Origin of the sequence: Rhodococcus jostii RHA1 (assembly GCF_000014565.1) — a bacterium.
In the GTDB taxonomy this organism is placed as follows: domain Bacteria; phylum Actinomycetota; class Actinomycetes; order Mycobacteriales; family Mycobacteriaceae; genus Rhodococcus_F; species Rhodococcus_F jostii_A.
The window spans coordinates 7,159,543-7,176,043 of record NC_008268.1; the positions used below are offsets into that span (position 1 = coordinate 7,159,543).

Here is a 16,501-nt window from a genome sequence, read left to right on the forward strand (position 1 = left end):
GAGGCGCCGCTAACTGACAGCGTCGACGAGGTAAGTGTTGAGAACTCGTGCAATCTCTGCCAAGGCACGTGGCGTGGTCATACGAATATGCGTGGCATCGATGGGATAGTAGTCGATTGAACCAGTTATGTATGGATTCCAACAACTTTCGGCAATCTCCTGGGTCATCTCGCCAGCTGCGGCGGCGAAGAAAACCATGTCTCCGTCGAACACGACGGGGCGGTAGTCGGCGACCAACCGTGGCGCGTCATTGAAGGATTCGACGATCCGCTTCACGTGTGATGGCTGGAGAAACTCGAATGCTCCGGTTCGCAGATGAATCAGTTCGGTCGCTTGTTCAGCCGACATGGTTTCTCCCGCGGCATCGAAGTCTTCGGCACCGAATCCAAACAGATCGGCTAGCTCGACCAGGATGTCTTCAACAGTGAATTCCTGGTTTGCAGTCGATTCCGCTTCGCGGAACCGGCTGTCCAACATCGCCAGCATCGAGACCTGCTTCCCGAGAAGGCGGAGTCGTGTGGCTACGGCGTGGGCAATAACTCCGCCCAAGGACCAGCCGAGCAGGCGATACGGCCCATCTGATTGCACGGCCTGGATCTCCCTGACGTATTGCTCCGCCAACTGCTCGATCGAACGGGGATGCGGGTCGTCTTCGACGAGTTCGGGGGATTGCAGCCCGTAGATTCGCCGTCCCGGTTCGATGTGTGGAGCCAAACCTGCGTAACACCAGGCTAATCCGCTGGCTGGGTGTATGCAGAAGATGGGGTCGGAATCCCCGGCTGATCTGATCGGCAACAGGACGTCGAACGCCGAAGGTCCGGTCGGCGCGATACGTGTCGACCCGTCGGAGGCCGCCTCGACTCTACTGGCGATCGCTTCGACCGTGGAGTCGGTGAAGAGCCACATTACTTGGATCTCGACGCCGAGCGCCTCTCGCAGCCGCGACACCGCTTGTGTGGCGAGCAGCGAGTTGCCTCCCAGGGTGAAGAAGTCGTCGTCGAGTCCGATTCGGTCGCGGCCGAGGACGTCGGCGAACACCCAGGCAACGACCCCCTCCACCGCCGTGACCGGCGCCCGGTACTGCGGTGTCGGGAGCACCGGGGTGGGTAGTGCTTGCCGGTCGATCTTGCCGTTGGTGGTCAGGGGTAGTGCGTCGAGGATGGTGATGGGGGTGGGCACCATGTAGTCGGGGAGGCGGTCGGCGGCGAAGGTGTGGATCGTGGTGGGGTCGAGGGGGGCGCCGTTGCGGGGGGCGACGTAGCCGACCAACCGGTCGCCGGTGTGGTGGTCGTGGTGGACTGTCACTGCGGCGTGGGTGATGTCGGGGTGGGTGGTGAGGGTTGCTTCGATTTCGCCGAGTTCGATGCGGTGGCCGCGGAGTTTGACTTGGAGGTCGCGGCGGCCGAGGTATTCGAGGGTGCCGTCGGGGTGCCAGCGGACGAGGTCGCCGGTGCGGTACATGCGTTCGCCGGGTGGGCCGTAGGGGTTGGCGACGAACCGTTCGGCGGTCAGTGCGGGCCGGTTGTGGTATCCGCGTGCCAGCTGGACCCCGGCCACATACAACTCGCCCACCACCGCCACCGGTACCGGATGCAAGCGGTGGTCCAGCACGTAGGCGTGGCAGTTGGTCTGCGGTGTGCCGATGGGTACCACCGACTCTTCGTGTTGGGTGCAGCGGTGGCAGATGACGCTGACGGTGGTTTCGGTGGGCCCGTACTGGTTCCACACCGTTGCCGGACTGAACTCCGCCAACCGCGCGACCGTGTTCCCGGACAGTGATTCACCGCCGAGGTAGACCACCTTCAACCCATCGAGAGCGTCCGACGACCGGCTCGCCATCAGACTGGTTAGCACCGTCGGCACCGACGCAACGTGAGTGACCTTCTGAGCCCGGATGAGTTCGGCGAGGTAGTCGGGGTCGCGTTGGCCGTCGGGCCCTGCCAAGACCACGCATCCGCCGACCTGCAGCGGTGCGAAGAGATCGGGGGTCGATGCGTCGAAGGTCACCGCGTTGCTCTGCAAAAGACGGTCACCGGCACGGTGATCGAACGCCTCGACCACCCACTGAGCCTCGTTGACGATCGCGCTGTGCGCCACGGTCACCCCCTTCGGCCGGCCGGTCGATCCCGAGGTGAACATCACGTAGGCCGTGTTCTGCGGGCGTAGTGGTGCATGCCGGTCCGCGTCGGTGACCGGCGCCGCGGACAGCGGTGACAGATCGATGGTGTCGAGGTGGAGGACCGGTACCGGGTCGGGCAGATCGACTTGCTCGTCGTGGGTGGTGGTCAGAATGCAGGTGGGTTGTGCCACTGCGAGTATGAAGTGTGTGCGCTCGGCCGGGTGGTGGGGGTCGATGGGCAGATAAGCTGCACCGGCGGTGAGGGTCGCGTAGACGCCGACGACGAAGTCGAGGGAGCGGCGCATCCGCAGGGCCACGATGGTTTCCGGGCCCACTCCCTGGGTGATCAGGTGTCGGGCGAGGCGATTGACGCGTGCATCGAACTCGGCGTAGGACAGTGTTCGGTTTCCGTCCACCACCGCGGGCGCGTCGGGTGTGCGCGCGACCTGCGCACCGAAGATCGACACCAGTGTGTCGGTGGTTGTCGCATGATCGGTGTGGTTCCAGTCCTCGAGGATCAGCTGTTTTTCGGTGGGGTCGAGGATGTCGATGTCGCCGACCGGGCTGTTGGGATCGGCCACCACGGCCTCGAGGAGCCGGGTGAATCTGTCGGCGAAGCCGCGGATGGTGTCCTCGTCGAACAGGTCCTGCGCGTATGTCAGTGCGGCGGTCAGACCGCGAGCGGCACCATCGCGATCGATGCGTTCGCTCACCATCAGCGTGAGGTCGAACTGGGTGGCGGTGTGGTCGATGTCTTCGACACGGGCGGTCAGCCCCTCCAGTTCGAGCTTCGGGTGCTCCTGGTTCTGGAAGACGAGCATCACCTGGAACAGGGGGTGTCGGGCGGTCGACCGTGCCGGGTTGAGGGCCTGGACCACCCGTTCGAACGGCACGTCGGCGTGCTCGAATGCGGCCAGGTCGGTTTCTCGCACCGTCGTGAGCAGTTGGGTGAAGCTGCTGGCACCGTCGACCGGGGTTCGCAGTACCAGGGTGTTGACGAACATGCCGACCAGGTCGTCGAGGGCCGGGTCGCCGCGGCCGGCGACGGGGGTGCCGATCGCGATATCCCCGGTTCCCGATGTCCGGGCCAGGAACACCGCGAATGCGGTGTGCAGCACCATGAATACCGTTGCGGTGTGCTGTCGTGCGAGTTCGGCTGCCGCGCGGTGGGTGGGCGCGTCGAGGGTGAACGTGTGGGTTCGTCCACGGTGGGTGACGGCGGGCGGCGTTCGGTTCCCGGGCAGTTCGAGCTGTTCCGGTTGCCCGTCGAGTGTGGAACGCCAGTAGGTCAGCTGCCGGGCGAGCAACGAGTTCGGGTCGTCGTCGGAGCCGAGTAGTTCGCGTTGCCACAGGGTGTAGTCGGCGTACTGCGCCGCCAGTGGTGGCCACGATGGCGTGTGTCCGCCGGTTCGGGCCGTATAGGCGGCCATGAGATCCCGGGCCAGCGGGGCGATCGAGGAGCCGTCGGCGCAGATGTGGTGCAGCACCACGGCGAGCACGTGCTCGTTTTCGGCCGTCTCGAACAAGGCGGCCCGCACCGGCACCGATGTGGTGACGTCGAATTCGGACGAGGCCATCGACAGCAGTCGCGTGGCGAGCTCGTTCTCGGTCACCGCGGCGGTAGCGAATCCGCCGCTGACCTCGGCCGCCGGGACAACCACTTGGTGCGGGCCGGCCTCGGATTCGGGGTAGATCGTCCGGAGGGTCTCGTGCCGGTCCACGACGTCTGCGATCGCTGCCAGCAGTGCGGCCGTGTCCAATGGTCCCGACAGGCGCACGGCGAATGGAATGTTGTAGACCGGTGAGTGTGGGTCGAACCGGTTGAGGAACCAGATGCGTTGCTGCGCATACGATAGCGGGATGTGTTCGGGTCGGGTCCGCGGAACCAGGGGTGTGTGTGCACCCGCAGCGGCCCGGGACTCGAGCCACGTCGACAGTGCCTGCACCGACGACGCCTCGAACAACACCCGCATCGGTACCCGCGCATCCATTGCTGCACCCAGCCGGGACACCACCTGCGTGGCAAGCAGCGAGTTGCCTCCCAGGGTGAAGAAGTCGTCGTCGAGCCCGACGCGCTCGCGATCGAGGACATCTGCGAACACGCCGGCAACGACCCCCTCCGCCACCGTCACCGGCGCCCGGTACTGCGGCACCGGAAACACCGGTGCCGGCAACGCCCGCCGATCCACCTTCCCACTGGCCGTCAACGGCAAACGATCCAACACCGTAATCGGTGAGGGCACCATGTAGTCGGGGAGGCGGTCCGCGACCAACGCGCGGACACGAGCCGGGTCGAGGCGGGCGCCGTCGCGGGGGACGACGTAGCCGACCAACCGGTCGCCGGTGTGGTGGTCGTGGTGGACTGTCACTGCGGCGTGGGTGATGTCGGGGTGGGTGGTGAGGGTTGCTTCGATTTCGCCGAGTTCGATGCGGTGGCCGCGGAGTTTGACTTGGAGGTCGCGGCGGCCGAGGTATTCGAGGGTGCCGTCGGGGTGCCAGCGCACGAGGTCGCCGGTGCGGTACATGCGTTCGCCGGGTGGGCCGTAGGGGTTGGCGACGAACCGTTCGGCGGTCAGTGCGGGCCGGTTGTGGTATCCGCGTGCCAGCTGGACCCCGGCCACATACAACTCGCCCACCACCGCCACCGGTACCGGATGCAAGCGGTGGTCCAGCACGTAGGCGTGGCAGTTGGTCTGCGGTGTGCCGATGGGTACCACCGACTCTTCGTGTTGGGTGCAGCGGTGGCAGATGACGCTGACGGTGGTTTCGGTGGGCCCGTACTGGTTCCACACCGTCGCAGGACCGAACTCCGCCAACCGCGCGACCGTGTTCCCGGACAGTGATTCACCGCCGAGGTAGACCACCCGCACGCCGCGGAGGACGTCGGGTGATCGGCTGGCCATCAGGGCGGTCAGTACCGTCGGCACCGACGACATGTGGGTAATCGCTTGGGTGCGGATGAGTTCGGCGAGGTAGTCGGGGTCGCGTTGGCCGTCGGGCCCTGCCAAGACCACGCATCCGCCGACCTGCAGCGGTGCGAAGAGATCGGGGGTCGATGCGTCGAAGGTCACCGCGTTGCTCTGCAGAAGACGGTCACCCAAGCCGTAGTCGAACGCAACCCACTGAGCCTCGTTGACGATCGCGCTGTGCGCCACGGTCACCCCCTTCGGCCGGCCGGTCGATCCCGAGGTGAACATCACGTAGGCCGTGTTCTGCGGGCGTAGTGGTGCATGCCGGTCCGCGTCGGTGACCGGCGCCGCGGACAGCGGTGACAGATCGATGGTGTCGAGGTGGAGGACCGGTACCGGGTCGGGCAGATCGACTTGCTCGTCGTGGGTGGTGGTCAGAATGCAGGTGGGTTGTGCCACTGCGAGTATGAAGTGTGCGCGCTCGGCCGGGTGGTGGGGGTCGATGGGCAGATAAGCTGCACCGGCGGTGAGGGTCGCGTAGACGCCGACGACGAAGTCGAGGGAGCGGCGCATCCGCAGGGCCACGATGGTTTCCGGGCCCACTCCCTGGGTGATCAGGTGTCGGGCGAGGCGATTGACGCGTGCATCGAACTCGGCGTAGGACAGTGTTCGGTTTCCGTCCACCACCGCGGGCGCGTCGGGTGTGCGCGCGACCTGCGCACCGAAGATCGACACCAGTGTGTCGGTGGTTGTCGCATGATCGGTGTGGTTCCAGTCCTCGAGGATCAGCTGTTTTTCGGTGGGGTCGAGGATGTCGATGTCGCCGACCGGGCTGCCCGCATCGGCAATGATGGCTCCGAGAAGGCGCAGGTATCGGTGCAGCAGGGCCTGGACGTATGGTTCGTCGAACAGGTCGTGGAGGTATGTCAGGCTTAGTCGGATTTGGGTGTCGACGGTGATTTTCAGGGCGAGGGGGTAGTGGGTGTTGTCGTTGGCGTTGACACCGGCGAGGGTGATGCCGTCGAGTGCGTCGGCCTGTTCGGTCAGTGTGGCCTGCTCGACGGGATACGACTCGAACACCGTCAGCGTGTCGAAGAGGGTGTCGGTTGTTCCGGCGGATTGCTGAATCTCGGTGAGCCCGAGGTAGAGGTGGTCGAGCAGGTCGGCCTGTTCACGGTGCATCCGCGTCAGCAGTTGGGTGATCGTCTCGTCCGGATCCGCCCGCACCCGGACCGGCACCGTGTTGATGAACAGCCCGATCATCGATTCCACGCCTGTGAGCTGGGGTGGCCGTCCTGACACGGTGCTGCCGAAGACCGTGTCGTCGCGGCCGGTCATCCGCATCATCAGAATTCCCCAGGCCGCCTGCATCACCGTGTTGACGGTGACATCGAGCCGGGCGGCCAACTCGGACAGGGCACGTGTCCTTTGCTCGCCGAGATCGGCGGCTACTTCACCCGCCCGCGAGGAGATCTCTCGGCCCGGGTCGGCCGGGGCGAGCAGAGTCGGGCCGTCGACACCCTCGAGCGCCGCCGCCCACGCCCGCCGCGACGCCGCCTCGTCCTGTTCGGCGCGCCACTCCAGATAACTGCGATACGGACGGGCGGGAGGCAACGCCGACGCCTCGTCGCCGGCGGCATAGAGCGCGAGCAAGTCCGTCATCAGCAGTGGCATCGACCATCCGTCGAGCAGGATGTGGTGGTTGGCGACGACCAGTTCGTACCGGTCCTCAGCTGCCGTGACCAGTGTGAACCGGATCAACGGCGGTGCGGTCATGTCGAAATGCCTGGCCTGGTCCGCGGCCAGCAGTCGCGTCAACGCGTCCGGGCGAGCGGCGTCGTCGACGTCGCGTAGATCGACCTCGCGCCACGGCACCGGCAACTTGTCGAGCACCAGTTGCACGGGTATGCCGTCGGCTCCCCCGACGAACGCCACCCGCAGATTCGGGTGCCGATCCAGTACCGCCTGCGCCGCCGCATGCAACCGTGTGGCGTCCACCCGGCCCGTCAGGGTGAACACGACCTGCATCGAGTACACGTCGACCGACGACGCGGCCAACAGCGCATGGAACAGCAGACCCGACTGCAGCGGCGTCAGGGGCCACACGTCCGTCACCGCCGGATACGCCGCTTCCCAGCGGTCGATGTCCGATTGACGTGTGGTGACCAACGGCAGGTCCGACGGTGTCAGCCCGCCGGCGTCGGGGGTCTGCGCATGGGTGGCGAGCGCGGCGAGCGCAGCGCACCATTCTCCCGCCAAGTCCTGCACCTCGGTCCGCCCGATTGCACCCGTCGGGAACGTGAACGTGGCGCCCAGCACCGGACCCTCGCTGCCGTCGGTGACGATCGCATTGATGTCGACGACGCCGTTCGCCGGCATGTCGGCATCTCCCGGAGCGGCGATGTCGCCGAGATGGCCGCACGGTGCCCACTCGGCCCCCGGCACCTCGTTCGGTGAACCACCGCCAGACACCCGGCCCAGGTAGTTGAAGCTGATCTGGCCGACCGGCAGCGACCGCAACTGCTCGGCTGTCTCGTGATTGAGGTAGCGCAGGAGCCCGTAGCCGATTCCCCTGTCCGGTATGGACCTCAGCTGCTCCTTGATCGACTTGACCACCACACCGGCCGCGGCGCCACCGGCGAAGGCCTCGTCGAGGTCGGCGGCCCCGATATCCAGACGCACCGGAAACACAGTGGTGAACCATCCCACCGTCCGAGACAGATCCGCTCCCGCGGCAATCTGCTCCTGACGGCCGTGTCCCTCGAGTTGGATCAGCGTCGAGGATTCGGAGACCTGTCGTGCGCGCCGCCACCGGCAGACGGCCAATGCCAATGCCGCCAGCAGTCCATCCTCGACGCCGCCGTGGAACAGTGTCGGCAAGGTCGTCAGGAGTGATGCCACCGCCGGCGCCGGTACGCTCACCTCGACCCGGTCGAGGGTGGATCCCACATCGATAGCCGCGTTGAACGGGCGGAGGCCCAATACCGGGTCGGGCGCCTGCAGCAGCGCCTGCCACATCGGCAACTCCGCCAGCCGCGCCGGGGCCGACGACTCCTCGACCAACGCGTGCGACCACCGACGCATCGACGTTCCGGCGGGATCCAACACCGGAGTGTGCCCAGCGGACACCTGCGCCCACGCGGAGGCCAAGTCCGGCAGGATTATCCGCCACGACACCCCGTCGATCACCAGGTGGTGCGCGACGATCAGCAACCGGCCCGGCCGCTGTGCGGTGCTGCATTCCGACCGGAAATCGAGCCACACGAACTGCACCATCACACCCGTCGTCGGCGCCAACCGCCCCAACGCCGCATCCAATTGCGCCGACGCCAACGCCGCCGCGGCTTCCTCGTCGAGATCGGCGGTGACCTCCACCCGACGAACAAGGCCGTCCACATCGATGGCATCCGACCCACCGACTTCGAGACCCCACCCACGCTCGTCGCCGACGAGTCGTGAGCGGAAAATGTCGTGGTGATCGAGCACGGCCTCGATCGTCGCCACCAACTCACCGCGCTCAATTCCGGGCGGCAACTCCACCAACATGTGTTGCGAGAATCGACCGAAGCCACCGCCCCGCTCGATCAGCGCCCGCGCGACCGGGGTCAGCGGCATCCACCCGATACCGCCGCCCGGCAACTCCTCGAGGGCCACCGGTAGTCCCGAGTCCTCGGGACGCTGCGCGACTTCAGCCAAGCCGCTAACAGTCCTGCGCTCGAAAACATCGCGTGAGGAGAACACCACGCCCCGGGCTTTCGCGCGCGACACCAACTGAATCGCGACGATGCTGTCGCCACCTAGAGCGAAGAACGACTCGTCAACCCCGACGCGGTCGAGCTCGAGGACGTCGGTGAAGACGTCGGCGATGGTCTGTTCGGTGGGGGTGACCGGTGGTCGGAACTGTCGGTTCAACGGTGCTGGTGCGGGGAGTGCTCGCCGGTCGATCTTGCCGTTGGGGGTCAGCGGTAGTCGGTCGAGGACGGTGATGGGGTCGGGCAGCATGTAGTCGGGGAGGCGGTCGGCGGCGAAGGCGCGGACCCGAGCGGGGTCGATTTGGGCGCCCGGGGTCGGCACCACGTAGGCCACCAGTTGTTCGGTGACTGGGCCCTTGTGGACTGTCACTGCGGCGTGGGTGATGTCGGGGTGGGTGGTGAGGGTTGCTTCGATTTCGGCGAGTTCGATGCGGTGGCCGCGGAGTTTGATTTGGAGGTCGCGGCGGCCGAGGAATTCGAGGGTGCCGTCGGGGTGCCAGCGCACGAGGTCGCCGGTGCGGTACATGCGTTCGCCGGGTGGGCCGTAGGGGTTGGCGACGAACCGTTCGGCGGTCAGTGCGGGTCGGTTGTGGTATCCGCGGGCGAGTTGGATCCCGGCGAGGTGTAGTTCTGCGGTCACGCCGGTGGGGACGGGGCGGAGTCGGTCGTCGAGGACGTAGGCGTGGGTGCCGCGGATCGGGCCGCCGATGGTGATGGGGCCGCCGGGGGGCAGTGGTCCGCTGCAGTTGCTCATCACGGTGGTTTCGGTGGGGCCGTAGCCGTTGAAGAAGCGGCGGGGGGTGTGGGTGGGGGAGGTGTCGGTGTGTGTGGTCCAGCGGGTGAGCAGGTCGGGGGTGCAGGCTTCGCCGGCCGAGAGGACGGTGTGCAGGGTGTGGAGGTGGGTGGGGTCGATGGTGGCCAGTGCGGCGGGTGTGATCACGGCGTGGGTGATGTGGTTGGTGTGGAGGAGGTGGGTGAGTTCGTCGCCGCCGAAGACGGTGGGTGGGGCGATGACCATGGTGGCGCCGGTTCCGGCGGCGAGGAGCAGTTCGAAGACCGAGGCGTCGAAGCTCGGTGATGCCACGGCCAGGGTGCGGGAGTGGGGGGTGGTGGTGAATCGTTCGTGTTGTTCGGCGGCGAGGTTGGCCAGCCCCTGGTGGGTGACGACGACGCCTTTGGGGGTGCCGGTGGAGCCGGAGGTGTAGAGCAGGTAGGCGGTGTTGGTGGTGTGCAGGGGTCGGAGTCGGTCGGCGTCGGTGATGGGTCCTGGATCGATGGTGTTGCAGCGGGTTTGGATGTCGGGGGTGTCGATGACGAGCCACGGCAGTGGTCCGGGCAGGGTGGTGGCGTGCTCGGTGGTGGTTAGCCCGAGTGCGGCTCGGGAGTCCGAGAGCATGTGGGTGATGCGGTCTTTCGGGTAGTTCGGGTCGATGGGGAGGAATGCGGCGCCGGTTTTGGTGGTCGCCCAGACTGCGAGGATCGCGTCGGGGGAGCGGGGGAGTGCGATGGCGACGGTGTTTTCGGTGCCGATGCCTTCGGCGATCAGGATCCGTGCGAGTTGGGAGGATGCGGTGTCGAGTTGTTCGTAGGACAGGTGGTGGTCTCGGTATATCACCGCCGGTGCGGTGCGGTCGTGTGCTGCGGCGGTGGTGAGCAGTTGTGGCAGCGTCGTTGCGGGGTGTTCGGGGCCGCCGGTGCGGTCGAGCAGGTTCCGTCGTTCGTCGGGGTCGAGGATGTCGATGTCGCCGACCGGGCTGCCCGCATCGGCAATGATGGCTCCGAGAAGGCGCAGGTATCGGTGCAGCAGGGCCTGGACGTATGGTTCGTCGAACAGGTCGTGGAGGTATGTCAGGCTTAGTCGGATTTGGGTGTCGACGGTGATTTTCAGGGCGAGGGGGTAGTGGGTGTTGTCGTTGGCGTTGACACCGGCGAGGGTGATGCCGTCGAGTGCGTCGGCCTGTTCGGTCAGTGTGGCCTGCTCGACGGGATACGACTCGAACACCGTCAGCGTGTCGAAGAGGGTGTCGGTTGTTCCGGCGGATTGCTGAATCTCGGTGAGCCCGAGGTAGAGGTGGTCGAGCAGGTCGGCCTGTTCACGGTGCATCCGCGTCAGCAGTTGGGTGATCGTCTCGTCCGGATCCGCCCGCACCCGGACCGGCACCGTGTTGATGAACAGCCCGATCATCGATTCCACGCCTGTGAGCTGGGGTGGCCGTCCTGACACGGTGCTGCCGAAGACCGTGTCGTCGCGGCCGGTCATCCGCATCATCAGAATTCCCCAGGCCGCCTGCATCACCGTGTTGACGGTGACATCGAGCCGGGCGGCCAACTCGGACAGGGCACGTGTCCTTTGCTCGCCGAGATCGGCGGCTACTTCACCCGCCCGCGAGGAGATCTCTCGGCCCGGGTCGGCCGGGGCGAGCAGAGTCGGGCCGTCGACACCCTCGAGCGCCGCCGCCCACGCCCGCCGCGACGCCGCCTCGTCCTGTTCGGCGCGCCACTCCAGATAACTGCGATACGGACGGGCGGGAGGCAACGCCGACGCCTCGTCGCCGGCGGCATAGAGCGCGAGCAAGTCCGTCATCAGCAGTGGCATCGACCATCCGTCGAGCAGGATGTGGTGGTTGGCGACGACCAGTTCGTACCGGTCCTCAGCTGCCGTGACCAGTGTGAACCGGATCAACGGCGGTGCGGTCATGTCGAAATGCCTGGCCTGGTCCGCGGCCAGCAGTCGCGTCAACGCGTCCGGGCGAGCGGCGTCGTCGACGTCGCGTAGATCGACCTCGCGCCACGGCACCGGCAACTTGTCGAGCACCAGTTGCACGGGTATGCCGTCGGCTCCCCCGACGAACGCCACCCGCAGATTCGGGTGCCGATCCAGTACCGCCTGCGCCGCCGCATGCAACCGTGTGGCGTCCACCCGGCCCGTCAGGGTGAACACGACCTGCATCGAGTACACGTCGACCGACGACGCGGCCAACAGCGCATGGAACAGCAGACCCGACTGCAGCGGCGTCAGGGGCCACACGTCCGTCACCGCCGGATACGCCGCTTCCCAGCGGTCGATGTCCGATTGACGTGTGGTGACCAACGGCAGGTCCGACGGTGTCAGCCCGCCGGCGTCGGGGGTCTGCGCATGGGTGGCGAGCGCGGCGAGCGCAGCGCACCATTCTCCCGCCAAGTCCTGCACCTCGGTCCGCCCGATTGCACCCGTCGGGAACGTGAACGTGGCGCCCAGCACCGGACCCTCGCTGCCGTCGGTGACGATCGCATTGATGTCGACGACGCCGTTCGCCGGCATGTCGGCATCTCCCGGAGCGGCGATGTCGCCGAGATGGCCGCACGGTGCCCACTCGGCCCCCGGCACCTCGTTCGGTGAACCACCGCCAGACACCCGGCCCAGGTAGTTGAAGCTGATCTGGCCGACCGGCAGCGACCGCAACTGCTCGGCTGTCTCGTGATTGAGGTAGCGCAGGAGCCCGTAGCCGATTCCCCTGTCCGGTATGGACCTCAGCTGCTCCTTGATCGACTTGACCACCACACCGGCCGCGGCGCCACCGGCGAAGGCCTCGTCGAGGTCGGCGGCCCCGATATCCAGACGCACCGGAAACACAGTGGTGAACCATCCCACCGTCCGAGACAGATCCGCTCCCGCGGCAATCTGCTCCTGACGGCCGTGTCCCTCGAGTTGGATCAGCGTCGAGGATTCGGAGACCTGTCGTGCGCGCCGCCACCGGCAGACGGCCAATGCCAATGCCGCCAGCAGTCCATCCTCGACGCCGCCGTGGAACAGTGTCGGCAAGGTCGTCAGGAGTGATGCCACCGCCGGCGCCGGTACGCTCACCTCGACCCGGTCGAGGGTGGATCCCACATCGATAGCCGCGTTGAACGGGCGGAGGCCCAATACCGGGTCGGGCGCCTGCAGCAGCGCCTGCCACATCGGCAACTCCGCCAGCCGCGCCGGGGCCGACGACTCCTCGACCAACGCGTGCGACCACCGACGCATCGACGTTCCGGCGGGATCCAACACCGGAGTGTGCCCAGCGGACACCTGCGCCCACGCGGAGGCCAAGTCCGGCAGGATTATCCGCCACGACACCCCGTCGATCACCAGGTGGTGCGCGACGATCAGCAACCGGCCCGGCCGCTGTGCGGTGCTGCATTCCGACCGGAAATCGAGCCACACGAACTGCACCATCACACCCGTCGTCGGCGCCAACCGCCCCAACGCCGCATCCAATTGCGCCGACGCCAACGCCGCCGCGGCTTCCTCGTCGAGATCGGCGGTGACCTCCACCCGACGAACAAGGCCGTCCACATCGATGGCATCCGACCCACCGACTTCGAGACCCCACCCACGCTCGTCGCCGACGAGTCGTGAGCGGAAAATGTCGTGGTGATCGAGCACGGCCTCGATCGTCGCCACCAACTCACCGCGCTCAATTCCGGGCGGCAACTCCACCAACATGTGTTGCGAGAATCGACCGAAGCCACCGCCCCGCTCGATCAGCGCCCGCGCGACCGGGGTCAGCGGCATCCACCCGATACCGCCGCCCGGCAACTCCTCGAGGGCCACCGGTAGTCCCGAGTCCTCGGGACGCTGCGCGACTTCAGCCAAGCCGCTAACAGTCCTGCGCTCGAAAACATCGCGTGAGGAGAACACCACGCCCCGGGCTTTCGCGCGCGACACCAACTGAATCGCGACGATGCTGTCGCCACCTAGAGCGAAGAACGACTCGTCAACCCCGACGCGGTCGAGCTCGAGGACGTCGGTGAAGACGTCGGCGATGGTCTGTTCGGTGGGGGTGACCGGTGGTCGGAACTGGGGCTTCAACGGTGCTGGTGCGGGGAGTGCTCGCCGGTCGATCTTGCCGTTGGGGGTCAGCGGTAGTCGGTCGAGGACGGTGATGGGGTCGGGCAGCATGTAGTCGGGGAGGCGGTCGGCGGCGAAGGCGCGGACCCGAGCGGGGTCGATTTGGGCGCCCGGGGTCGGCACCACGTAGGCCACCAGTTGTTCGGTGACTGGGCCCTTGTGGACTGTCACTGCGGCGTGGGTGATGTCGGGGTGGGTGGTGAGGGTTGCTTCGATTTCGGCGAGTTCGATGCGGTGGCCGCGGAGTTTGATTTGGAGGTCGCGGCGGCCGAGGAATTCGAGGGTGCCGTCGGGGTGCCAGCGCACGAGGTCGCCGGTGCGGTACATGCGTTCGCCGGGTGGGCCGTAGGGGTTGGCGACGAACCGTTCGGCGGTCAGTGCGGGTCGGTTGTGGTATCCGCGGGCGAGTTGGATCCCGGCGAGGTGTAGTTCTGCGGTCACGCCGGTGGGGACGGGGCGGAGTCGGTCGTCGAGGACGTAGGCGTGGGTGCCGCGGATCGGGCCGCCGATGGTGATGGGGCCGCCGGGGGGCAGTGGTCCGCTGCAGTTGCTCATCACGGTGGTTTCGGTGGGGCCGTAGCCGTTGAAGAAGCGGCGGGGGGTGTGGGTGGGGGAGGTGTCGGTGTGTGTGGTCCAGCGGGTGAGCAGGTCGGGGGTGCAGGCTTCGCCGGCCGAGAGGACGGTGTGCAGGGTGTGGAGGTGGGTGGGGTCGATGGTGGCCAGTGCGGCGGGTGTGATCACGGCGTGGGTGATGTGGTTGGTGTGGAGGAGGTGGGTGAGTTCGTCGCCGCCGAAGACGGTGGGTGGGGCGATGACCATGGTGGCGCCGGTTCCGGCGGCGAGGAGCAGTTCGAAGACCGAGGCGTCGAAGCTCGGTGATGCCACGGCCAGGGTGCGGGAGTGGGGGGTGGTGGTGAATCGTTCGTGTTGTTCGGCGGCGAGGTTGGCCAGCCCCTGGTGGGTGACGACGACGCCTTTGGGGGTGCCGGTGGAGCCGGAGGTGTAGAGCAGGTAGGCGGTGTTGGTGGTGTGCAGGGGTCGGAGTCGGTCGGTGTCGGTGATGGGTCCTGGATCGATGGTGTTGCAGCGGGTTTGGATGTCGGGGGTGTCGATGACGAGCCACGGCAGTGGTCCGGGCAGGGTGGTGGCGTGCTCGGTGGTGGTTAGCCCGAGTGCGGCTCGGGAGTCCGAGAGCATGTGGGTGATGCGGTCTTTCGGGTAGTTCGGGTCGATGGGGAGGAATGCGGCGCCGGTTTTGGTGGTCGCCCAGACTGCGAGGATCGCGTCGGGGGAGCGGGGGAGTGCGATGGCGACGGTGTTTTCGGTGCCGATGCCTTCGGCGATCAGGATCCGTGCGAGTTGGGAGGATGCGGTGTCGAGTTGTTCGTAGGACAGGTGGTGGTCTCGGTATATCACCGCCGGTGCGGTGCGGTCGTGTGCTGCGGCGGTGGTGAGCAGTTGTGGCAGCGTCGTTGCGGGGTGTTCGGGGCCGCCGGTGCGGTCGAGCAGGTTCCGTCGTTCGTCGGCGTCGAGGATGTCGAGGTCACCGACCCGACTCCCCGCATCGGCAGAAAGGAAGCGGTCGAGAAATAGGAACAAGCGGTGGTGATGACGATCGAGAACGTCGTCGTCGTACAGGCTCGGGTTGGCCTGGAAGTCGATGTGTGTGGTGGTGCCCCCCACGCTCGGGTAGATGTTGACGAAAAGATCGTCGACGAGCCCGGAGGTCAACACGTGCAGTCGGCCGAGGTGCGGGCCCAGCCGGATCTCTCGGTCGGCCGGCATGATGTTGAGAGTCGGGCCAAACGAGCGATTGCGGCTGATGTCCCTGCCGAGATCACGGCAGATGTCCTCACGGCGGTACCGCTGCCTCCGCAGCGCCCCAGTCAACTCGAGCTGTGCGGACTTGATCAGGGCTCCGATCGTCACGTCCGCGCCCACCTCGAGTTGCAACGGCACGACATTGGCCACCATGCCGCCTGACCGCCGCAGCGGTGCGGTCGTTCGGGCCGACACCGGCAGACTGAGTACGATGTCCGATCTGCCTGTCATCCGGCACAGGAAGCCGGCAAGCGCAGCGACCAGGACCGGTGCCGCACTCGAATTGTGCTTCGAGACGACCGAATCGAGCATTGAGGCTACGTCGGGTGACAAGGCCGCGCTGGCCACTCGCGGATGCGCCTCGACGGGTGCCGACCGCCCGGCCAGGCTCGCAGGCTCCGGCAGTCCCGAGGTCCGTTCCGCCCAATACCGCCGATCCGCTTCGAAGCGATCCGAGTTCCGGTAGGCAGCATCGATTTCAACGATCTGCGCGAGGTCCAGCACGTGGAGCGGCGGGGCCTCGACACCGGCACCTGCGGCCGTATACAACTCGGCAATACGCTGCATCAGCGTCATGGCGCCGTAGCCGTCGAGGGCGATGTGGTGAATGCGTGAGTACCAGTAGTAGTGCCGGTCACCGACCCGGAGTATCGCCGAGACGGCGAGCGCATCGTGGAGGAGGTCTATCGGGGTGCTGAACTCGCGGCGCATCCACTGCTGCGCGGCGACGCTCGGGTCGTCCTCCGCGCGAAAGTCGATTCGCCGGATCCCGCTGTCGGAAGAATCGTCGACCAGTTGATACAGCTCACCGTCGTGATCGACCAGGCGTAAGAACCCGGAACCGAACTCCCTCGCCGCCACGCGGCTGGTCGCCTCGAGCAAATCGATATCCAACTCGCCGAAGACCTCGACGTACTGCGCGATCGTGATCGGGAGCTCGCCGGCCAGTTGCTGGGCGAACCAGATTCCCTTTTGCGCAGCAGATAAACGGCACGCCCCCGACGGAAGGCAGGTCCCCGAGCGCATT

At 66.7% G+C, this 16,501-nt stretch carries 1 protein-coding gene; it reads right to left on the reverse strand.

Going from position 1 to position 16,501, the window contains the following annotated elements; all coding sequences use genetic code 11:
* Window positions 1-9 precede the first annotated feature (9 nt).
* Window positions 10-16,500, reverse strand: coding sequence for a non-ribosomal peptide synthetase (locus RHA1_RS32580; RefSeq protein WP_011598488.1), 16,491 nt, complete (start codon window positions 16,498-16,500; stop codon window positions 10-12).
* Window position 16,501 lies beyond the last annotated feature (1 nt).